Raw genomic sequence first — 20,480 nt, forward strand, 5'->3', positions numbered from 1 at the left:
CCGATGAAACCGTTGCCGATGCGGCTCGGCGATCTGTCGGTGGGCTTTGTTCATAGCCTGGCCGACGCCGTACGCAGCCACGGTGTAGACCCTCAGACGCTGCTCGAACAATACGGCCTCGACGCGGCTCGCCTGAGCGAAGCAGGCGCCCGGCTCTCGATCCCGCGCTACATGCGTCTGGGCCACAGCGCCATTCAACTGACCGACAACCCGGCACTGGGTTTGCGCATGGGTCAGCTCAGTCGCCTGAGCCAAGCCGGCCTGGCCGGGGTCACCGCCGCCCAGGCGCCAACGGTGCGAGAAGCAGCACGCTGCCTGATTCGCTTCGAAGCCTTGTATGGCTCCAACTATCGCGGCCAATCGAGCTTTCACGAAGACGCCCAAGGTGCCTGGCTGCGGTTCTATTCCATCAGCCCTTACAACGCCTACAACCGCTTCGTGGTGGATTCGATCATCGCTGGCTGGTTGCAGCAATTGTCCAGCATAAGCCCTGCCCCGTTGCGGGCCGAACGCATCGAGATCGAGTTTGATGAACCGGATTACCGTACGGCTTATGAGGTGCTGGGCGATTGCCCAATCCAGTTTGGCGGCGAGCACAATCAACTGCGCTTGAGCCTTGCCAGCCTCGCGCAGCGTAACCCGGAACATTGCCCGAGCACTTGGCGACACCTGCTGCAACTGTGTGAACGGGAACTGGAGCAACTGACACGCACCCGCAGCCTGCGTGAACGTATCACTCAGTTGCTGGGGCCGTTACTCAATGGTGGCCGGGAACCCGACCTGGAAGAAGTGGCGGCACGCCTGAAGCTGCCAACCTGGACCCTGCGCCGCAAACTCGCCGAGGAAGGCACGCAATTTCGCGCGATTCTCAACGACACGCGTCGCGACCTGGCCATGACCTACATCCGCGATACCGAACTGGCGTTCGGAGAAATCGCCTACCTGCTGGGCTTTGCCTCAGCCGAAGCGTTTCAACGTGCCTTCAAACGCTGGAACGGCCAGACACCCGGCGAGTTTCGCCGCAGTCATCGCCATTCCGCTTGACGCTTACAGCTCGGTAGCGTCTTCAGCCGGTTCCAGCGGGTCCAGTTCAAACGCCTGATACTCGAGCAGCTCTTCTTGATAATCGTCCATTTTTATTCCCCCACAACTCGTTGAAAAAAACGCCTGAATAAATGACCAGCACCCCGAGCATAAAGTGCCCACGTGAAAGAAAAATGACGCAGGCACGCCGCTCAGCGGCTACTTAATAAAACGTAGCAGGCCGTCAGGCATTTATCACAGAATTTTTTCGATACAGGCCGTTGGACTACGGCCTGAGTTGACGTGGATCAATCTTGAAAGTCGCTGCGCAATCGATGTCGTCTGACCCGATCCCGCAGCGCCAGAACCCGATTACTGGGCTGAAGGAATGGCCGAAATAGGCTCGGTAGGTGGAGGCAGGCTTGATTGCGGCGGCGGAGTGACAGTTTCCGTGGCCGGTGCCGGTTCGGTATTCTCGGCCGGAGCGATCGGAGCGGCTTCGGGCGGCGGTGCTACCGGCTCCGAGGCTGCTGGAGCAGCTTCAGCGGGTGCCGGCGCGGATTCGGCTGCAGGTGCGGCCTTGGGTTCAGGCACGCCGAGATCGGGTTTCGGCTTCTCCTTGATGTGCGCGGCTTTTTTTGCTTCCGGTGGCAGGAACAACTCGACCAGGGTAAAGAAACGCTCGTAGAACTTGGGCGACGATACGGTTTCGCTGGCAACCTTGACCATCGAGTCGTCGGACGAGCCAATCGGCATCGATACGGAACCCAGCACGCCCACACCAACGCTGGCGGAATTGTTGGTCTTCTTCAGCGCATAACGGTCCTGCAGGGCGTTGGCGAACATGGTCGCGTGATGCCCCTCACTGCCGTCATCGGCGCAGACCACACTGAAGCTGATCTCCATGTGGGTCTCGCCGGTCTGCTGGAAGCTTTTGTGTCCGCTGACCAGTTTCGGGTCGGCGCTGGTGATGATGTAGCCCTGGCTGAGCAACGCCCGACGGGCGGCTTCGCACGTCTGCGCATCAGTCACAGGGTAGCTGCGAGAAAACGTCCCGGAGTCATCGAAGTTCTCATGCTCATAGATGGGGGCTTTCTTCGACGAGCAGCCGGCAGCGGCGGCCAGCACCAACGCCAGCCCGGCAACACGCATGGGAAATGATTTAAACATTGAACATCCTGAGGAAAACGGTCCGGGGCGTATTGTGCAACAGATCGATGCTTAGCGGAGTATCGATTAGTGTCTTAAAACAGTTACACGTCTACTGACTGTCATTTACAGGAAAAAGTCGCACGGTAAATACTCAAGCGACGGGTAACCCGCCTTGCTTTTGTTTCGCTCATAAAAAACCCCAGCCTTTCGGCTGGGGTCTTTGTGCCGCGACAAGCTCAGTCAGGCATCAGAAGCGCTTGATCTCAGCCTGGCTTTCCAGCAATTTGCGGTAAGCCGCAAAGTCTTGCTGGCCAATGCGTGAGGCGAGGAAGCGACGGTATTGTGCCTTCTCCTCTTCAGTCGGCGCAGCGGCTTCGTTCACGGCGTTCAGACGAACGACCACCAGGCTACCATCAGCCAGGGTCACGCTACTGAAGGTCGGCTTGTCCTTGGCTACCGGCTTTGGCATGCGGAACAGCGCTTGCAGCACGGTTGGGTCAACCCCTTCCTGGCCACGAGTGGCTGCCTGAATTACTTTCCAGTTCTGGCCGTCGATCGTCTTGTCCAGCGGTGACTTGCCATCGCGCAGGCTGACAATCAGCTCTTCAGCCTTGGTCTTGGCGGCAGCACTGGCGTGCTCCTTGGCCAATTGCACGCGAATGTTGGCAGCAACGCTTTCGAGCGGCAGTTGAGCAGGTTTCAGATGCTCCTTGGCGCGCAGCACGATCACGGTTTCCGGATCGAGTTCGATGGCGGTGCTATTGGCACCCTCATCCAGCACTTCAGGGCTAAACGCAGCAGTGACCACGGCACGGTTGGCCGCAACACCTTCGCCACCTTCACGGCCGAACGGCTTGGACGTGTGAACGGTCAGCTTCAGGTCCTGCGCCGGCTGAGCCAGATCGGAGGCTTCGAACGACGAGTCTTCCAGTTGCTTGGTCGCTTCGACGAAACGCTGTTCGACCTGCTGGGTTTTCAGCTCACGGGTCAGCTTGTCTTTCAAACTGGCTAACGTCGGCACTTCAGGTGCTTCCACGCCCAACAGCTTGATCAGGTGAAAGCCGAAGTCGGTGCGAACCGGCGCCGAGACCTGATCCTTGGCCAACGCATACAGCGCCGTTTCGAAGGCTGGATCGTAGACACCAGGACCTGCATAGCCGAGGTCACCGCCGTTGTTCGCCGAACCAGGATCCTGGGAGAACTCCTTGGCCAGCGCCTCGAACTTCTCGCCTTTTGCCAGACGTGCCTGGATTTCTTCGATCTTGGCCTTGGCTTGCGCTTCGGTCACCTTGTCGTTCACTTCGATCAGAATGTGCGCAGCCCGGCGTTGTTCGGACAGGTTCGCGGTTTCTTTCTGATACGCCGCTTGCAGGTCTTCGTCCTTGACGCTGACCTGATCAAAGAAGGAAGCCTTCTTCAACTCGAGGTAATCGATGACCACCTGATCCGGCGTCATGAATTCCTTGGCGTGTTCGTCGTAGTAGGCTTTGACTTCATCGTCGGTCAGCTTCACAGCCGCCGGGTCAACCTTGACGTTCAGGGAAGCGAAATCGCGGGTCTGTTTTTCCAGACGGGCGAATGCCAGAACCTGTGCGTCGGTGACGAAACCGCTACCCGCCAGACCAGCGCGCAGCTGACCGATCAGCATTTCCTGAGCCAGCATCTGGCGGAATTGCATGCGGCTGTAGCCGAGTTGGCGAATAACCTGGTCGAAACGCTCAGAACTGAACTTGCCATCCACCTGGAATTCAGGCGTTTGCAGGATCACCTGGTCCAAAGCAGCTTCGGAAAAAGCGAACTTCGAGTTTTCTGCGCCTTGCAGCAACAGCTTGCGATCGATCAGGCCTTTGAGAGCCGACTCGCGCAGCATTTTTTCGTCGAGCAAGGAAGCATCGAAATCCTTGCCCAGCTGTTGCATGAGCTGACGGCGTTGCATATCGACCGCCTGGCTCAGCTCGTTCTGGCTGATTTCTTCGCCATTGACCTTGGCCGCATCATTACTGTGCGTCGTGGCCTTGAAGATGGCGTCGAAACCGGTCAAAGCCATCAGTGCAACGATGACCCCGATAATGGTCTTGGCAATCCAGCCTTGTGAATTGTCCCTGATATTCTGCAGCATGCGTCCCCCAGAAACGGTTGAACTTCAAAATTAGGCAACCGTGGAGCGTGGGTAGAATCCGGATAGAAGAAAGGCGCATCCGAGGATGCGCCTTCTCGTAACTGGCGGAGCGGACCGATGACTCGAACTTGCGAGCCTCGGCGTCTCGGATCGGCGACTCGCCGACTGGACTACCGCTCCGCTGCCAGGTCAGGCATGACCCCGACCCGGATAGGCAAAAACCTGAATCGAACTTAGTTAACAGCTTCTTTCAGTGCTTTGCCGGCTTTGAAACCTGGTTTTTTAGCGGCTGCGATTTCCAGCGTCTTACCGGTCTGTGGGTTACGACCAATGCGAGCTGGACGATCAGTGACGGAGAAAGTACCGAAACCAACCAGAACAACAGAGTCGCCAGCCTTGAGAGCGCCAGTGACGGATTCGATTACAGCGTCCAGCGCACGGCCAGCAGCAGCTTTCGGGATATCAGCGGATGCAGCGATAGCATCAATCAGTTCCGACTTGTTCACTCTAAGTCCCCTTATATCTATTTGAGTATGATTCTAAGTTTTTTGGTGAAAGCAAAAACGAGTGCTGAATGGCCTACAGACACTTAAGAGCCGCTTTATAACAAGGGCTCTAAAAAACTGTCAAGGAAGCCCCCCAGGCAAATGCGTATTAATGCGTGCTAATTCTTTCCTTAGAGTCAGACTCGCGTTTTTCATCCTTTGCAACTATCTCTGGAGCTACATCGGGCAAGGGCTCCGGCGCGTATTGCAGCGCAATTTGCAGGACTTCGTCAATCCATTTAACCGGTTTAATCTGCAGATCTTGCTTGATATTGTCAGGAATTTCCTTCAGATCGCGTACGTTCTCTTCAGGAATGATCACGGTCTTGATCCCGCCACGGTGAGCAGCGAGCAGTTTTTCTTTAAGACCACCAATCGCCAGTACCTGACCACGCAGCGTAATTTCGCCAGTCATGGCAACGTCCGCGCGTACAGGAATCCCGGTCAAAGCCGACACCAGAGCCGTGCACATGCCTACACCAGCGCTAGGGCCGTCCTTCGGGGTCGCCCCTTCCGGCATGTGGATGTGCGTGTCGCGCTTCTCGTGGAAGTCCAGGGGAATCCCCAGGCTCTTCGCGCGACTGCGGACAACGGTCAGGGCTGCAGTGATCGATTCGACCATCACGTCACCCAAAGAACCGGTTTTGATCAACTGGCCTTTACCCGGCACGACGGCGGCTTCGATGGTCAGCAATTCACCACCGACCTGAGTCCACGCCAGCCCGGTCACCTGACCGATCTGGTCCTGCGATTCAGCCAGACCGTAGCGGAATTTGCGCACACCCAGGAAGTGTTCCAGCATCTCGGCCGAGACCTTCACCGAGAAGCGTTTTTCCATTGCATGCTCTTTGACCGCCTTGCGACAAACCTTGGCAATCTGGCGCTCCAGCCCCCGTACACCGGCTTCGCGGGTGTAGTAGCGGATGATGTCGCGGATCGCTTCGGCGTCGAATTCCAGCTCGCCTTTTTTCAAACCGTTGGCAGTAATCTGCTTTGGTGAAAGGTATTTAACGGCGATGTTGATCTTCTCGTCTTCGGTGTAACCCGGCAGACGAATCACTTCCATCCGGTCCAGCAGCGCCGGTGGAATGTTCATGGAGTTCGAGGTGCAAAGGAACATCACATCGGACAGATCGTAATCGACTTCCAGATAGTGATCGTTGAAGTTGTGGTTCTGCTCAGGATCAAGCACTTCCAGCAACGCCGACGCCGGATCGCCACGCATGTCGCTGCCCATTTTGTCGATTTCATCGAGCAGGAACAGCGGGTTGCGGACACCCACTTTTGTCATCTTTTGAATCAATCTTCCTGGCATCGAACCGATATAAGTACGGCGATGACCACGAATTTCCGCTTCATCACGTACGCCGCCGAGGGCCATGCGTACGAATTTGCGGTTTGTGGCGTGAGCAATCGACTCTGCCAGCGAGGTTTTACCCACCCCTGGAGGACCGACCAGGCACAACACCGGACCACGAATTTTCTTCACACGTTTTTGGACGGCGAGGTATTCGAGAATCCGTTCTTTGACTTCTTCCAGGCCATAATGGTCGGCATCGAGAATGTCTTCAGCGCGCGCAAGGTCCAGACGCACTTTGCTCTGCGCCTTCCACGGCACCTGAACCAGCCAGTCAATATACGAGCGGACCACGGTCGCTTCCGCAGACATTGGCGACATTTGTTTTAATTTGTTCAGTTCACCCTGGGCTTTGGCCAAGGCGTCTTTCGGCAGACCAGCGGCATCGATGCGCTTTTTCAGCTCTTCGATTTCGTTGTGGCCTTCGTCGCTGTCGCCGAGCTCTTTCTGAATGGCCTTCATCTGCTCATTCAGGTAGTACTCGCGCTGACTGCGTTCCATTTGTTTCTTAACGCGACCGCGAATGCGTTTTTCGACTTGCAGCAGGTCGATCTCGGCATCCAGCAACGCCAAAACGTGCTCGACCCGGGCCGACAAATCGATAATTTCGAGGATTTCCTGCTTCTGCTCGATCTTCAGGGCCATGTGCGCGGCCATGGTATCGACCAAGCGGCCTGGTTCGTCGATGCTGTTGAGCGACGACAGGACTTCAGCCGGGACTTTCTTACCCAGCTGCACATATTGTTCGAACTGAGCCAGCAGGCTGCGGACGAACACTTCCGACTCGCGCTCCGGCGCGTCGACTTCGTCGATCAATGAGACTTCGGCACGGCAGTGGCCGTCCACTTCGCTGAAACGCTCAACGGCGCCCCGCTGCTCGCCTTCAACTAAAACCTTGACCGTGCCGTCAGGCAGCTTGAGCAGCTGCAGAACGGTCGCAATGGTACCTACGCGATAAAGTGCGTCTTCACCGGGATCGTCGTCAGCAGGGTTTCTCTGAGCCAGCAGAAGGATCTGCTTGTCGCCCGTCATCGCAGCCTCGAGGGCTTCGATGGATTTCTCGCGCCCCACGAACAGCGGGATAACCATGTGCGGATAAACCACAACATCACGCAATGGCAGGAGAGGCAATTCGATGGTTGTCTTCATGATTTCGCCTCTACGGCGGCCATAAGGCCGTAAACAGATGGAAGTGAGCTTGAAACCAAGATGGGGGCTGCTTTCAAAAAAAACAAGCGCAAAGAGGGTGTTAAAACGCTTTAAAAGAAAAGGGGCCCGAAGGCCCCTTCTTTATTCCAGCAGCGTGACGCTTAGGCGTCTGGCGCTGCCTTGGCAGCCGGCTCACTGTTTTCGTAGATATACAGTGGCTTGGACTTGCCTTCTATAACGCTTTCGTCGATCACTACTTTACTCACCTCGGACTGCGAGGGGATTTCATACATAGTGTCGAGCAATATACCTTCGAGAATCGAACGCAGTCCACGAGCACCGGTTTTGCGTTCCAGGGCACGTTTGGCGACCGATTTCAATGCGTCGGCCCGGAATTCCAGGTCCACACCTTCCATCTCGAACAGCTTGGCATACTGTTTGGTCAGAGCATTTTTCGGCTCGGTGAGAATCTGCATCAACGCAGCCTCATCAAGCTCGTCCAGCGTGGCAAGTACCGGCAGACGACCGACGAACTCCGGGATCAGACCGAACTTGACCAGATCGTCAGGCTCGACTTCACGCAGGGACTCACCGACTTTCTTGCCTTCTTCCTTGCTGCGCACTTCTGCGTTGAAACCGATGCCGCCACGGGTGGAACGGTTTTGAATAACCTTTTCCAGACCGGAGAACGCGCCGCCGCAGATGAACAGGATGTTACGGGTGTCAACCTGAAGGAATTCCTGCTGCGGATGCTTGCGACCACCTTGAGGCGGAACGGAAGCGACCGTGCCTTCGATCAACTTGAGCAGGGCTTGCTGCACGCCTTCACCGGAAACGTCCCGGGTGATCGACGGGTTGTCAGACTTGCGCGAGATCTTGTCGATCTCATCGATGTAGACAATGCCCATCTGAGCTTTTTCTACGTCGTAATCGCACTTCTGCAGCAGCTTCTGAATGATGTTCTCGACATCTTCACCCACGTAACCCGCCTCGGTGAGGGTGGTTGCGTCGGCGATGGTGAACGGAACGTTCAGCAAGCGGGCCAGTGTTTCGGCAAGCAGGGTTTTACCCGAGCCTGTCGGGCCGATCAGCAAGATGTTGCTTTTGCCGAGTTCGACATCGTCATTCTTTTTGTCACGCTGGTTCAGGCGTTTGTAGTGGTTGTACACCGCTACGGCCAGAACCTTTTTCGCACGTTCCTGACCAATCACGTACTGATCAAGGATGCCGCTGATTTCTTTAGGCGAAGGCAATTTATGCGCGCTGCTTTCGGCCTGGGCTTCCTGCACCTCCTCACGGATGATGTCATTGCACAGGTCGACGCACTCGTCGCAGATAAAGACCGAGGGGCCGGCAATCAATTTGCGCACTTCATGCTGGCTTTTGCCACAGAAGGAGCAATAGAGCAGTTTGCCGTTGTCCTCGCCGTTGCGGGTGTCAGTCATTCGATCGATCCAAATCCGATAGGCTTGCAACACAAGATGAAGGCTATTGCGGGCTTTTTCAAGTCCGCAGGCGGTCAGTTAACCCAACCACCTACATTTGGGCTGCTTAGGCGGGCATTTTACGCTTGTCGATCACGGAGTCGATCAGGCCGTACTCAGCCGCACGCTCTGCGCTCATGAAGTTGTCACGTTCGGTATCGCGCTCGATGGTTTCGAGGCTCTGACCAGTGTGATAAGCCAACAGCTGGTTCAGACGCGAACGGATGTGGAGGATTTCCTTGGCGTGGATGTCGATATCCGACGCCTGACCCTGGAAGCCGCCCAACGGCTGGTGAATCATCATGCGCGAGTTCGGCAGGCAGTAACGCTTGCCCGCGGCACCACCAGCAAGCAGGAAGGCACCCATGCTGCAGGCCTGACCGATACAGGTGGTGGACACGTCTGGCTTGATGAACTGCATGGTGTCGTAGATCGACATGCCTGCAGTCACCGAACCGCCTGGTGAGTTGATGTAAAGATGGATGTCCTTGTCCGGGTTTTCCGCTTCAAGGAATAGCAGTTGCGCCGCAACCAGGTTGGCCATGTAGTCTTCTACCGGACCTACCAGGAAGATCACTCGCTCCTTCAACAGACGCGAGTAGATGTCATAGGCACGTTCGCCACGGGCGGACTGCTCGATAACCATCGGGACCAGGCCGCCTGCGGCCTGGATGTCAGAGCTCTGCTGATAATAAGAATTGCGGGACATGTCTCGCAGTCACTCCCAAATAGTTATGTCTTGAATACGCATAAGCCAGCACGAAGGCTGGCTTATGGTGTGTATTTCTTACCGCAAAAACGATCAGTCGGCTTGTGGAGCTTCTACCGGCTTGACTGCTTCTTCGTAAGAGACCGCTTTGTCGGTCACGCTAGCTTTCTGCAGAACAGTATCCACAACTTGCTCTTCCAGCACAACCGAACGAACTTCGTTCAGTTGCTGGTCGTTCTTGTAGTACCAGGACACAACCTGCTCAGGCTCTTGGTAAGCCGAAGCCATTTCCTGGATCATTTCACGAACGCGGGCTTCGTCAGGCTTGAGGTCGAATTGCTTGACCACTTCAGCCACGATCAGACCCAGCACAACGCGGCGCTTGGCTTGCTCTTCGAACAGCTCGGCCGGCAGTTGCTCAGGCTTGATGTTGCCGCCGAACTGCTGAACAGCCTGCACGCGCAGACGGTCAACTTCGTTGGACAGCAGAGCCTTAGGTACTTCGATCGGGTTGGTGGCCAGCAGACCGTCCATTACCTGGTTCTTGACCTTGGATTTGATCGCCTGACGCAGTTCACGCTCCATGTTCTTGCGAACTTCGGTGCGGAAGCCTTCCAGACCCGTTTCCTTGATACCGAATTGAGCGAAGAATTCTTCGGTCAGCTCTGGCAGTTTTGGCTCGGAAACAGTGTTCACGGTAACGGTGAACTCAGCGGTTTTGCCTGCCAGGTCGAGGTTCTGATAGTCCTCTGGGAAGGTCAGGTTCAGAACGCGCTCTTCGCCGGCTTTAGCACCCACCAGGCCGTCTTCAAAACCAGGGATCATGCGGCCGGAACCCAGAACCAGCTGAGTACCTTTGGCGGAACCGCCAGCGAACACTTCACCGTCGACCTTGCCGACGAAATCGATGTTCAGCTGGTCTTCGTTTTGGGCAGCGCGATCAGCCACTTCAAAACGGGTGTTCTGCTTGCGCAGGACTTCCAGCATTTTGTCCAGATCGGCATCAGCCACGTCAGCGCTCAGGCGCTCTACGGTGATACCGTCGAAGCCGGCAACGGTGAACTCCGGGAACACTTCGAAAACTGCGACGTATTCCAGATCTTTGCCGGCTTCCATCGATTTCGGCTCAATCGAAGGAGCACCAGCCGGGTTCAGCTTCTGCTCAACGACAGCTTCGTAGAAAGAGGACTGGATCACGTCGCCGACTGCTTCTTGACGTGCATCAGCACCAAAACGGCGCTTGATTTCACTCATTGGCACTTTGCCTGGACGAAAGCCAGCAATCTTGGCCTTTTGGGCAGTCTGCTGCAGACGCTTGTTGACCTGAGTCTCGATGCGCTCAGCCGGCACGGTGATGCTCATGCGGCGCTCAAGAGCAGAAGTATTTTCAACAGAAACTTGCATGGATATTCCTCGTTGCACAGACGTTAGCCGGCCGTTTCCGACCCCAGAATCAAGGGCATGCATTCTAGTGGGTCAAACTCAAGAAGTCACCCTACTGAAAACGGGTAAAAAAGCAGCAGGCAATTTATAGGCGGGGACAAACGGTTGTGCCTCGCCCTGTTAGCAAATACAACCAATCATGCCAGGGCTCTGCACCAATCCTTCTATATATAGAAGACATCGGCAATCCATCCCTGACAGTCGACCCCACGAGGGGACCAACGGGCAAGTCGGCATCATCGAGAAACATAAATCCGACGACCCAACCTGCCCTCTCGACCCAGAACCTGCGGCCGCTTTGAAAATTCAGACTTCTAAAACAAAAACGGCGCAGCCCTTTTCAGGTGCTGCGCCGTTTTCTGCTATTAAAATAGCTACTTGTAATGGTGCGGACGGAGAGACTCGAACTCTCACACCTTGCGGCGCTGGAACCTAAATCCAGTGTGTCTACCAATTCCACCACATCCGCATCAAGCTTTTAAAGCAAAGGCGCCAGACTGTTAATCTGGCGCCTTTCTAAATATGGGGTGGACGAAGGGGATCGAACCCTCGACAACGGGAGTCACAATCCCGTGCTCTACCAACTGAGCTACGCCCACCATATTGCCATGTTGCGTTACTTGTGCCAAAGCTGCCTAATGGCGCACCCGGCAGGACTCGAACCTGCGACCATCCGCTTAGAAGGCGGATGCTCTATCCAGCTGAGCTACGGGCGCCTTGTTAATCTGTATTCTTGGACGATTACAAACTAAGTGCTTTCAGTCTCACCGAATTAAACATCAACTCTGCTCGACCTTCTTAACCAGTGCTAGGCTGTGCCCGACAAGTGCGACGAATGTTATAGGTGACCCTGAAGGTCGTCAACTCTTTTTTAAAAAAAATTCATTTAATTAAAGGGGTTAGGGGAATTTGCAGACCAAGCGCCTTTGCCCTCACCTCATGACATGCGAGAATGCGTTCTCTTTTTTTCCCCTCTCGATGGTTAATCACGCGCAATGACTGCACAACTAATCGACGGCAAATCGATCGCCGCCAGCCTGCGCCAGCAGATCGCCAAACGCGTCAACGAGCGTCGCCAGCAAGGCCTGCGCACGCCCGGCCTCGCGGTGATCCTGGTCGGCAGCGATCCTGCCTCTCAGGTTTATGTCTCGCACAAGCGTAAAGACTGTGAAGAGGTCGGCTTCATTTCCCAAGCCTATGACCTGCCTTCCGAAACCACTCAAGAAGCGCTGACCGATCTGATCGATCGTTTGAACGACGACCCAACGATTGATGGCGTTCTGCTTCAGCTTCCATTACCTGAACACCTGGACGCCTCCAAATTGCTGGAGCGCATTCGTCCAGACAAAGACGTCGACGGTTTCCACCCTTATAACGTCGGCCGCCTGGCCCAGCGTATTCCGCTGCTGCGTCCGTGCACCCCTAAAGGCATCATGACGTTGCTGGAAAGCACCGGTGTCGATCTTTACGGGATGGACGCCGTGGTTGTCGGGGCCTCCAACATTGTTGGCCGCCCGATGGCGATGGAATTGCTGCTGGCCGGCTGCACCGTGACCGTCACCCACCGTTTCACCAAGGATCTGGCAGGCCATGTCGGCCGTGCCGACCTGGTGGTGGTCGCCGCCGGCAAGCCGGGGCTGGTCAAGGGGGAATGGATCAAGGAAGGCGCGATCGTGATCGACGTCGGCATCAACCGCCAGGAAGACGGCAAACTGGTCGGTGACGTGATCTACGAAACCGCCCTGCCCCGCGCCGGCTGGATCACTCCAGTCCCGGGTGGCGTTGGCCCGATGACTCGCGCCTGCCTACTGGAAAACACGCTGTATGCAGCCGAAACACTGCACAGCTGAGTTCGCGTTTCGACATCAGCGACGAACAAAAGACCCCCCGCCAATGGCGGGGTTCTTTTTGCCCGGATAAAAAACGCTACCACTCGCCGGAAACCTGCTGTTTTGTAGGGGTTTTCAAGGACTTTCACTTGTTCATTGAACAACCATCGACAGTTCTTCAGCCATACTCCTAAAATGCGTCGGTTTTAAGAAACAACCCGTTACAGAACGGCTAATCCACACCTTATGAGTCTGCCAGCGTGAAAATCCGTCTTTCCATCCTGAGCCTATTTTTTGCATTTACAGGGACGTTCATCACGCCAACGGTCAATGCTGCCGACACCACTGAGGCACCACGTGACACCAAACAACTGAAGATCGCTTCCGGTAGCGCATTGCTGATGGATCTGCAGACCAACAAAGTCATTTTCGCCAGCAACCCGGACGTGGTCGTTCCGATCGCGTCGGTCAGCAAATTGATGACTGCGCTGGTCGTGGTTGAAGCACGACAGAACATGGATGAGTACATCTCCATCAACATCAGCGATACGCCGGAAATGAAAGGTGTGTTCTCCCGGGTCAAACTCAACAGCGAAATGCCGCGCAGGGAAATGCTGCTGATTGCGCTGATGTCCTCGGAAAACCGTGCCGCCGCCAGCCTGGCCCACCACTATCCGGGCGGTTATGTCGCGTTCATTGCCGCCATGAACGCCAAGGCCAAGGCGCTGGGCATGAGCAGCACCCATTACGTCGAACCCACCGGCCTTTCGCCGCGTAATGTGTCGACGGCTCGCGACCTGAGCAAGTTGCTGATCGCGGCGCACAAGTACCCGATATTGACCGAACTGAGCACCACCAAGGAAAAAACCGTCTCGTTCCGTAAACCCAACTACAGCCTGGGTTTCCGTAATACCGACCATTTGGTCAATAAGCCGAACTGGGACATCAAGCTGACGAAAACCGGCTTCACCAACGAGGCCGGTCACTGCCTGGTGCTGGTCACCAGCATGGGCAATCGACCTGTAGCACTGGTCATCCTCGACGCCTTTGGCAAGTACACACACTTTGCCGATGCCAGCCGTATTCGCAGCTGGGTGGAAACCGGCAAGGGCACGAACGTGCCGTCTGTAGCCTTGCAGTACAAATCCGACAAAAACCTCAAGCATCGTCAGAGCGGCGTTGTCGAAGCGTCGAAGTAAGTCAGCGACAGCAAAAGAAAGCCCCTATCATTCGGGGCTTTTTTTCGTCCAGTGTTAATCATTGGGCAGCGGCATCTGATCGTCATCCGGAATGCCGTCCCCGGCACTCGGGTCTTTCCGGCCCTGTGGATGCTCTGTCGGCACTACCACAGGTCTGGCCAGAGGATCCCTTAGCGGGCTGTCCGGATCCAACACCGGATCGATGTCGTTTTCAGGGGTGGTTGGAACGCTGTCCGGACGTTTGTCGTTGAAACTCGAATCGGTAGACATACGCACCTCACTAAGGCTCAGGGTTTCAGATCGGCGAGTGGATCGTAAGGCTTCGCAGGCGCCTTGGGATTGTCGCCCGGCTTCACATCCCTGGGGGCCTTGGCGGGTCCGATGGGGTCGACCTGAGGATCGGCGAGGTCCGGTGAATCGGGGTCGAATCCCAACTCATCGCCCGACGAATGCTCGGACGAGTGCGGGCCGACGGGGGTATTGGAATGTGCCATGGGCGCCTCCTGGTCACAGCCCGTAGAAATCCGGGCCCTATACATTAGAGGTCGGCAACGTGCAGGGGTGCCCGACAGATGACGAACGGACTTACTGTGCGTTCAGCGCTTTCTTCGCCCTGGCTGCCGCTTGTTCCTGACCTGCCTGGGCAAGATCGCTCGCAGCCTTGAGCCATCGCTGTTGATCGACATTGGCCGGCAGCTGATTCGGCTTCTGGATCAGCACAGCCCAGCCACCGGCATCCTTGAGCGCCGATTCAAACGAACCGAAGCCCATCAACTCCCGACGATTCATGCCCGAACGCAGCAGCACAGTGCGCTTTTGGCGGTTGTACCCGGCAAGAATGGCGTAACGGGGTTCAGCCCAGAACGCCGAGCCTTCCGTGAAGCGCACCATCACCGGGTATCCAGCCGCGACCTGGGTTAACAGCGCTGGCAGATTGCTGTCGAGGGGATAGACGACCATGCCGTACTCACGGGCAAGGTTCTGCATGTTCTGCTGCAACTGGGCTTCGGCACCTGGCAAATGCAACGGTTTTTCGAGCAAACCTGGCGTAATCACAACACCTTGCTGGGACAACATGCTGGCCAGCACTTGCGGCCCGCTTTGATTCGCCACACCACGGTAGAACGTGCCACTGAGCTCGACACGCTCCGGCAGACGCTTGATTTCAGGCGCCACACTCCCCGCGCAGCCAGCCAGACCTGCAACGCAGCCAACGACCAGCACTAAAGATCGAATTCGAGAAAATACCCGCACCATCGTCACTCTCTTGATTTAGACGCCAGGCATTCGCGCTCCCGGCTTGGCCGTCGATCATAGGACGCCGAGCGGCGACGGTATAGCCTTAACCGGCAGATGATTGCATTCGATAGAGCGAACTGATTGGTGACAGCCAGCCTTTGGTCAATAGCCTGAAACACAGCAGCGACTAGACTGTCATTTGCAAAGAGTGTGAGCCCGCAGCAGGGCAAAGAGGAGGCACTGATGAGCCTGACAATGACCATTGTGATGTTGATTTCTGGCTGGCTGGCCGTTGCCGCCGCCATGTTATGGGGAGTCCTGCGCATTACCCGCCGGCACCATCATCCGGCTCAGTCGGCGCCGGTGGCGAAACCCGATAAAACCGCCGCACACCACGCTACCGCGCACTGAACGATTTCGTTGCGTAGCGCAAACAAAAACGGCCGCCTGGGCTCTTTCGAGCGCAGGCGGCCGTTTCGTTTCACGCAGGTTATGCCTCAGTGGCGATACGCTTCTGCCTTGCCCGTCGCGACATCATGTTCAAACCCTCGATCGTCGCCGAGAACGCCATGGCCGCATAAACGTAGCCTTTCGGTACGTGGGCACCGAAGCCTTCGGCAATCAGCGTCATGCCGATCATGATCAGGAAGCCCAGCGCCAGCATCACCACCGTCGGGTTGTCGTTGATGAACTTGGCCAGAGGATCAGCCGCCAGCAACATCACCAGCACCGACACCACCACCGCAATGATCATGATCGGCAAATGCTCGGTCATGCCGACAGCGGTGATGATGCTGTCGATGGAGAACACCATGTCCAGCATCAGGATCTGACCGATGGCGGTAGCAAAGCCCAGGGTCACGGTCGAGGTAGCCGACTTCGGATCTTCCGGTGCCGGGTCCATGCTGTGATGAATCTCGGTGGTCGCCTTCCACAACAGGAACAGGCCACCGGCGATCAGGATCATGTCCTTCCAGGAGAACGCATGGCCGAAGATATCGATCACCGGTTCAGTCAGCTGGACGATGAACGCGATGGTGCTCAGCAACGCCAGTCGCAGAATCAGCGCCATACCGATGCCGATGCGCCGCGCCTTCTGCCGATGCTGCTCGGGCAGCTTGTTGGTCAGGATCGAGATGAAGATCAGGTTATCGATGCCGAGCACGATTTCCATGACGATCAACGTGGCCAGGGCAACCCAGGCGGTGGGGCTTACAGCAAGCTCTAAAAGGTATTCCATGGGTCAGTCCTGACTCTTTTTAAGACGGTTTAGATTTCCTGGGACGAAGATTCGGTTTTGTCCGTTTCTTTGGCCGGTTGTTCTTTCTTGCTGATCAGCCCGCCAGTGGCATCACTGATTGCCTGCTCGGCGGCTTTATGGGTGTCGTCGATCGCTTGCTTGGCGGTTTCGGCAGCCTTGCCCATCAATTGCTGAGCGCTTTTCTCGGCCTGGTCGCAACCGGCCAATACCAGTAAAGACGTGATCAACAGCGCCGTCATTTTGAGCTTCATGATGCTTTCCTCGATAGAACAGACAGGGCCGAAAAGGCCACCCGTCGATAGCGGGGCATTCTAGGGAGGCAAACACTTCAGGAAAATTCGTATTTTTAGCGTTTATACTTCGGTTTTTACGAACTGTAGGTCGTCATGCTCAATTATCGGCAATTGCATTACTTCTGGGTGGTGGCCAAGACCGGCAGCATCGTGCGCGCCTGCGAGCAGCTGAATCTGACACCACAGACCATCAGCGGGCAGATTTCGCTACTCGAACAAACCTATGGCATCGAGCTGTTTCGCCGGGTCGGCCGACAGCTTGAGCTAACGGAGGCTGGACGTCAGACCCTGCCCTACGCCGAGCAAATGTTTCAGCTGGGAGGTGAACTGGAGTTGATGTTGCGAGCGCAGCCCAATGAGCAGCAGATTCTGTTTCGGGTAGGTGTGGCTGATGTGGTACCCAAATCCATCGTCTATCGGCTGATTGCGCCGACCATGGAATTGAGCGAGCCACTGCGCATCACCTGTCGCGAAGACAAACTCGAACGCCTGCTCGCCGACCTGGCGATCCAGCGCCTGGATCTGGTGATCTCCGACAGCCCGATGCCGTCGCACCTGGACATCAAGGGCTACAGCCAGAAACTCGGGGAATGCGGGATCAGCTTCTTTGCCACCGCTGAATTGGCGGCGCGTTACGGTCAGGACTTCCCACGCAGCCTGCACGGCGCACCGCTATTGATTCCCGGGCCGGAGACCGTGGTGCGCAGTCGCTTGCAGCGCTGGTTCGCCGAACAGCAGATCCAGCCGCGCATCGTCGGCGAGTTCGACGACAGCGCCTTGATGCAGGCTTTTGGTCAATCCGGCAGCGGGATTTTCATCGGCCCAAGCGTGATTGCCGATGAAGTGAAGCGCCAATGCCGCGTGGAGTTGATTGGCCAGACCGACGCGGTGACCGAGTCGTTCTACGCCATTTCGGTGGAACGCAAGGTCAAGCACCCCGGCATTGTTGCCATTACCGAAGGTGCCCGACGCGAGCTGTTTACCGAACTGTAAAGCGTCAGGCGCAGACTTCGCGCGGCTTGAAAGTCATCAGCGCGATCGCCAACAGGATCGAGGCCAGGATAAAACCGGCGGCCGCGAAACCAAGACCTTGCAGTCCGACACCGTCGATGACCCGGCCGCCGATCATGGCGCCCAGGCCGATCCCGAGGTTGGCCCCGGCAATGTTCAGCGATGCCGCGAACGCCGGCGCTTCGGGTGCAGCTTTCATCAATCGCACATGGCTGACCAGGAACAGCGCCGCCTGCGTCACACCCCAAATCCCCATCGCCGCCGCCAGACCCAGCGGCGAATGAATATTCGGCACCAGCGCCACCAGGCCGGCGATCATGAACGCGCAGAACATCATCGAAGCGATCAACGGATGACGATCCACCGCGCGGCCGCCCAATGAGTTGCCGATCAACCCGACCGCGCCGAAGCCCATCAGGCACCAGCCGACCACTGTGCCGTTGAAACCGGCCAAGCGCTCAAGAATGTCCGCCAGGTAGGTGTAAGCGGTGAACATGCCGCTGAACACCAGGATCGACAGCAGCACATGCCCCAGCATCAGCGGGCTGCGCAGGATCTTTAACTGCGAGCGGAAACTCACTTGATGCTGATGCAGATTGGTTTTCGGCAGGTAGATAAACAGCAGCAAGGCCTTGGCAAACGCGATCACCGCCAGAATGCCGAAGGCACTGCGCCAGCCAAATGCATCAGAGATCAGTGTGCCCACAGGAATGCCAAACACCGTGGCGCAGACAATGCCGAAACCGATCTTGGCGATGGCGCGGCCGGCGTAATCCGGCCCGACGATGTCCACTGCTGTCTCACTGGCCAGCGCCCAGAACACCGGCAAGCCCAGCGCCGGAATCAACCGGGCAATGGCCATCACCCAGATGTTCGGCGCAAACGCCGCAAGGGTGTTGGCCAGGCCGAACATGATCAGCACCGAGATAAACAACTTGCGGCGCTCGAACCGGGCGAAATACGCGGTCAGGAACGGCCCGAATGCGGCGACCGTGAAGGCGAACAAGGTCACCAGCAAACCCGCTTGGGGGATGCTGACTTCAAGGTCTCGAGCGATGGCCGGCAATAGGCCGACGATGATGAATTCCGTGGTCAGCACCGTGAAACCGGCAGCAGACAACAGAAGAATGGGCAACAACATGCAGAACTCCAGAAAACGACGACACCAGCGATAGCCCGAAGGCCCACTGGCATGACTTGAAAATGAGGATGGCGAATCTTAACAGAGTGTTTCCAATCAGGGTTGCACGAACCTGCCGTTCTCGTTGCCCCCACGGGCGGCAGATCGTCACAGGTCTGAAGGATAAAGGCCACGCTGTGATAAAGTCCGCGCCCTGCGATACGTACACCCTATTCATCGGCCATTGATTGGCATTGATGTCGCGATACCCCCGCACCTAAAAAAATCAGAGATGCCGTTTTATGACCGCTTCATCCCCTTCGCTATGGTTACGCCTGAAACGCACCAGCCTGGTCACACAAATCATCATCGGCCTGATCGCCGGGATTGCCCTGGCGTTGTTCGCGCCGGAGGTGGCGAAGTCCACTGCGTTTATCGGCAAAGTCTTCGTATCGGCGCTTAAAGCTGTCGCGCCGATTCTGGTGTTCGTGCTGGTCATGGCGTCGATCGCCAACCATAAGCACGGCCAGGAAACCCACATCCGGCCGATTCTGTTTCTGTATCTGCTGGGGACTTTTGCGGCGGCGGTGGTGGCCGTTGTCGCCAGTACGTTGTTCCCGTCGAGCCTGGTATTGGAGACTCACGACGTTGCAGTCACCGCGCCGGGCGGTATCAGTGAAGTGCTGCAAAGTCTGCTGCTGAGCGTGGTCGACAACCCGGTCAGCGCACTGATAAATGCCAACTTCATCGGCATTCTGGCGTGGGCAATTGGCATGGGCGTTGCCATTCGCCATGCGGGTGACACGACGCGCGAAGTGCTCGGTGACTTGTCCAATGGCGTGACGTTGATCGTGCGTTTGGTGATCCGTTTCGCGCCGCTGGGGATCTTCGGCCTCGTCGCTTCGACCCTCGCCACATCCGGTTTCGGCGCCTTGATCGGCTACATGCATCTGCTGGCGGTGTTGCTGGGCTGCATGCTGTTTGTGGCGCTGGTGATGAACCCGGTGATCGTGTTCTGGAAACTGCGTCGCAACCCGTATCCGCTGGTGCTGATGTGCCTGCGGGAAAGCGGCATCACCGCGTTTTTCACCCGCAGTTCGGCGGCGAACATTCCGGTCAATCTGGAATTGAGCAAGCGCCTGGACCTGCACGAAGACACCTACTCGGTCTCGATCCCGCTGGGCGCGACCATCAACATGGCCGGCGCGGCGATCACCATTACCGTGCTGACCCTGGCAGCCGTGCATACCTTGGGCATTACCGTGGATATTCCGACGGCCATTCTGCTGAGCGTCGTCGCGGCAATCTGTGCCTGTGGTGCTTCGGGTGTCGCCGGAGGTTCGTTACTGTTGATTCCACTGGCGTGCAGCCTGTTTGGCATTCCCAGTGAAATCGCCATGCAAGTGGTGGCGGTCGGTTTCATCATCGGTGTGTTGCAGGACTCGGCGGAAACCGCGCTGAATTCCTCCACCGACGTACTGTTTACGGCCGCCGCTTGCCTAGGTGAAGACGAGAAAGCCCAGCGATTGGCTTAACAAAGATCAAAA

The 20,480-nt window shown here is 56.7% G+C and carries 18 protein-coding genes, 3 tRNA genes and 1 pseudogene; 6 read left to right on the forward strand and 16 right to left on the reverse strand.

All coding sequences use genetic code 11. The features are described 5' to 3' along the window. Positions 1-3 precede the first annotated feature (3 nt). Positions 4-1,044 (forward strand): AraC family transcriptional regulator, encoded by a 1,041-nt coding sequence (locus ACYZT5_RS14450; RefSeq protein WP_462051690.1) that lies wholly within the window; start codon positions 4-6, stop codon positions 1,042-1,044. 351 nt (positions 1,045-1,395) lie between these two features. On the opposite strand, the gene ACYZT5_RS14455 is transcribed toward ACYZT5_RS14450, so the two are convergent. The 10 genes from ACYZT5_RS14455 to ACYZT5_RS14500 form a co-directional block, all read right to left on the reverse strand. Further along, positions 1,396-2,193: a DUF2242 domain-containing protein gene (locus ACYZT5_RS14455; protein WP_462051691.1), complete on the reverse strand. Its 798-nt coding sequence runs from the start codon at positions 2,191-2,193 to the stop codon at positions 1,396-1,398. 229 nt (positions 2,194-2,422) lie between these two features. Next, the gene (locus ACYZT5_RS14460; RefSeq protein WP_462051692.1) at positions 2,423-4,294 is read right to left on the reverse strand and encodes a SurA N-terminal domain-containing protein; all 1,872 of its coding nucleotides are present in this window, start codon (positions 4,292-4,294) and stop codon (positions 2,423-2,425) included. Positions 4,295-4,527: 233 nt separating this feature from the next. Continuing rightward, complete coding sequence (locus tag ACYZT5_RS14465) at positions 4,528-4,800, reverse strand: HU family DNA-binding protein (RefSeq protein ID WP_002552737.1); 273 nt, start codon at positions 4,798-4,800, stop codon at positions 4,528-4,530. Positions 4,801-4,948: 148 nt separating this feature from the next. Then, positions 4,949-7,345, reverse strand: a complete 2,397-nt coding sequence (lon, locus tag ACYZT5_RS14470) for an endopeptidase La (RefSeq protein WP_461999265.1) — start codon at positions 7,343-7,345, stop codon at positions 4,949-4,951. Between the two features lie 161 nt (positions 7,346-7,506). Beyond that, the gene (gene clpX / locus ACYZT5_RS14475) at positions 7,507-8,790 is read right to left on the reverse strand and encodes an ATP-dependent Clp protease ATP-binding subunit ClpX (RefSeq protein ID WP_462051693.1); all 1,284 of its coding nucleotides are present in this window, start codon (positions 8,788-8,790) and stop codon (positions 7,507-7,509) included. Positions 8,791-8,896: 106 nt separating this feature from the next. Continuing rightward, complete coding sequence (gene clpP / locus ACYZT5_RS14480; RefSeq protein ID WP_462051694.1) at positions 8,897-9,538, reverse strand: ATP-dependent Clp endopeptidase proteolytic subunit ClpP; 642 nt, start codon at positions 9,536-9,538, stop codon at positions 8,897-8,899. Between the two features lie 93 nt (positions 9,539-9,631). Then, positions 9,632-10,942, reverse strand: coding sequence for a trigger factor (gene tig / locus ACYZT5_RS14485; protein ID WP_462051695.1), 1,311 nt, complete (start codon positions 10,940-10,942; stop codon positions 9,632-9,634). Positions 10,943-11,365: 423 nt separating this feature from the next. Continuing rightward, positions 11,366-11,450: transfer RNA gene (locus tag ACYZT5_RS14490), tRNA-Leu, on the reverse strand. A gap of 54 nt (positions 11,451-11,504) precedes the next feature. Further along, a tRNA-His gene (locus ACYZT5_RS14495) sits at positions 11,505-11,580 on the reverse strand. A 40-nt stretch (positions 11,581-11,620) separates the two neighbouring features. After that, positions 11,621-11,697: transfer RNA gene (locus ACYZT5_RS14500), tRNA-Arg, on the reverse strand. A 279-nt stretch (positions 11,698-11,976) separates the two neighbouring features. Here ACYZT5_RS14500 and folD point away from each other — a divergent pair. Beyond that, positions 11,977-12,831, forward strand: coding sequence for a bifunctional methylenetetrahydrofolate dehydrogenase/methenyltetrahydrofolate cyclohydrolase FolD (gene folD / locus ACYZT5_RS14505; protein WP_462051696.1), 855 nt, complete (start codon positions 11,977-11,979; stop codon positions 12,829-12,831). A 239-nt stretch (positions 12,832-13,070) separates the two neighbouring features. Then, positions 13,071-14,009 (forward strand): D-alanyl-D-alanine endopeptidase, encoded by a 939-nt coding sequence (pbpG, locus tag ACYZT5_RS14510; protein ID WP_462051697.1) that lies wholly within the window; start codon positions 13,071-13,073, stop codon positions 14,007-14,009. Positions 14,010-14,063: 54 nt separating this feature from the next. On the opposite strand, the gene ACYZT5_RS14515 is transcribed toward pbpG, so the two are convergent. The 3 genes and pseudogenes from ACYZT5_RS14515 to ACYZT5_RS14525 all read right to left on the reverse strand — a co-directional run bounded on the left by ACYZT5_RS14515 (position 14,064) and on the right by ACYZT5_RS14525 (position 15,324). Further along, complete coding sequence (locus tag ACYZT5_RS14515) at positions 14,064-14,279, reverse strand: hypothetical protein (RefSeq protein ID WP_462051698.1); 216 nt, start codon at positions 14,277-14,279, stop codon at positions 14,064-14,066. A gap of 17 nt (positions 14,280-14,296) precedes the next feature. Next, complete coding sequence (locus ACYZT5_RS14520; protein WP_449643993.1) at positions 14,297-14,503, reverse strand: DUF6021 family protein; 207 nt, start codon at positions 14,501-14,503, stop codon at positions 14,297-14,299. A 91-nt stretch (positions 14,504-14,594) separates the two neighbouring features. Continuing rightward, a pseudogene (locus ACYZT5_RS14525) lies at positions 14,595-15,324 on the reverse strand (peptidase C39 family protein). Between the two features lie 167 nt (positions 15,325-15,491). Here ACYZT5_RS14525 and ACYZT5_RS14530 point away from each other — a divergent pair. Then, positions 15,492-15,659, forward strand: coding sequence for a hypothetical protein (locus ACYZT5_RS14530; protein WP_462051699.1), 168 nt, complete (start codon positions 15,492-15,494; stop codon positions 15,657-15,659). A 79-nt stretch (positions 15,660-15,738) separates the two neighbouring features. On the opposite strand, the gene ACYZT5_RS14535 is transcribed toward ACYZT5_RS14530, so the two are convergent. Beyond that, positions 15,739-16,488, reverse strand: coding sequence for a TerC family protein (locus tag ACYZT5_RS14535; protein ID WP_462051700.1), 750 nt, complete (start codon positions 16,486-16,488; stop codon positions 15,739-15,741). A 29-nt stretch (positions 16,489-16,517) separates the two neighbouring features. After that, complete coding sequence (locus ACYZT5_RS14540) at positions 16,518-16,760, reverse strand: hypothetical protein (RefSeq protein ID WP_462051701.1); 243 nt, start codon at positions 16,758-16,760, stop codon at positions 16,518-16,520. Between the two features lie 135 nt (positions 16,761-16,895). On the opposite strand from ACYZT5_RS14540, the gene nhaR reads away from it, so the two are divergent. Beyond that, positions 16,896-17,795: a transcriptional activator NhaR gene (gene nhaR / locus ACYZT5_RS14545; RefSeq protein WP_462051702.1), complete on the forward strand. Its 900-nt coding sequence runs from the start codon at positions 16,896-16,898 to the stop codon at positions 17,793-17,795. A gap of 4 nt (positions 17,796-17,799) precedes the next feature. Here the strand turns inward: nhaR and ACYZT5_RS14550 are convergent, their stop codons facing one another. Beyond that, the gene (locus ACYZT5_RS14550) at positions 17,800-18,954 is read right to left on the reverse strand and encodes an MFS transporter (RefSeq protein WP_462051703.1); all 1,155 of its coding nucleotides are present in this window, start codon (positions 18,952-18,954) and stop codon (positions 17,800-17,802) included. A 281-nt stretch (positions 18,955-19,235) separates the two neighbouring features. Here ACYZT5_RS14550 and sstT point away from each other — a divergent pair, with 281 nt between their 5' ends. Further along, the gene (gene sstT, locus ACYZT5_RS14555; protein WP_462051704.1) at positions 19,236-20,468 is read left to right on the forward strand and encodes a serine/threonine transporter SstT; all 1,233 of its coding nucleotides are present in this window, start codon (positions 19,236-19,238) and stop codon (positions 20,466-20,468) included. Positions 20,469-20,480 lie beyond the last annotated feature (12 nt).

The organism is Pseudomonas sp. LB3P14, assembly GCF_054898045.1.

What these genes read in the sequence shown, in the direction of transcription:
- clpX (WP_462051693.1), bottom strand. Translation starts at nt 8,790, where the DNA reads ATGACTGACACCCGCAACGGCGAGGACAACGGCAAACTGCTCTATTGC.
- ACYZT5_RS14535 (WP_462051700.1), bottom strand. Translation starts at nt 16,488, where the DNA reads ATGGAATACCTTTTAGAGCTTGCTGTAAGCCCCACCGCCTGGGTTGCC.
- ACYZT5_RS14550 (WP_462051703.1), bottom strand. Translation starts at nt 18,954, where the DNA reads ATGTTGTTGCCCATTCTTCTGTTGTCTGCTGCCGGTTTCACGGTGCTG.
- sstT (WP_462051704.1), top strand. Translation starts at nt 19,236, where the DNA reads ATGACCGCTTCATCCCCTTCGCTATGGTTACGCCTGAAACGCACCAGC.
- ACYZT5_RS14450 (WP_462051690.1), top strand. Translation starts at nt 4, where the DNA reads ATGAAACCGTTGCCGATGCGGCTCGGCGATCTGTCGGTGGGCTTTGTT.
- ACYZT5_RS14540 (WP_462051701.1), bottom strand. Translation starts at nt 16,760, where the DNA reads ATGAAGCTCAAAATGACGGCGCTGTTGATCACGTCTTTACTGGTATTG.
- nhaR (WP_462051702.1), top strand. Translation starts at nt 16,896, where the DNA reads ATGCTCAATTATCGGCAATTGCATTACTTCTGGGTGGTGGCCAAGACC.
- ACYZT5_RS14455 (WP_462051691.1), bottom strand. Translation starts at nt 2,193, where the DNA reads ATGTTTAAATCATTTCCCATGCGTGTTGCCGGGCTGGCGTTGGTGCTG.
- lon (WP_461999265.1), bottom strand. Translation starts at nt 7,345, where the DNA reads ATGAAGACAACCATCGAATTGCCTCTCCTGCCATTGCGTGATGTTGTG.
- folD (WP_462051696.1), top strand. Translation starts at nt 11,977, where the DNA reads ATGACTGCACAACTAATCGACGGCAAATCGATCGCCGCCAGCCTGCGC.
- clpP (WP_462051694.1), bottom strand. Translation starts at nt 9,538, where the DNA reads ATGTCCCGCAATTCTTATTATCAGCAGAGCTCTGACATCCAGGCCGCA.
- ACYZT5_RS14520 (WP_449643993.1), bottom strand. Translation starts at nt 14,503, where the DNA reads ATGGCACATTCCAATACCCCCGTCGGCCCGCACTCGTCCGAGCATTCG.
- ACYZT5_RS14460 (WP_462051692.1), bottom strand. Translation starts at nt 4,294, where the DNA reads ATGCTGCAGAATATCAGGGACAATTCACAAGGCTGGATTGCCAAGACC.
- ACYZT5_RS14515 (WP_462051698.1), bottom strand. Translation starts at nt 14,279, where the DNA reads ATGTCTACCGATTCGAGTTTCAACGACAAACGTCCGGACAGCGTTCCA.
- ACYZT5_RS14530 (WP_462051699.1), top strand. Translation starts at nt 15,492, where the DNA reads ATGAGCCTGACAATGACCATTGTGATGTTGATTTCTGGCTGGCTGGCC.
- tig (WP_462051695.1), bottom strand. Translation starts at nt 10,942, where the DNA reads ATGCAAGTTTCTGTTGAAAATACTTCTGCTCTTGAGCGCCGCATGAGC.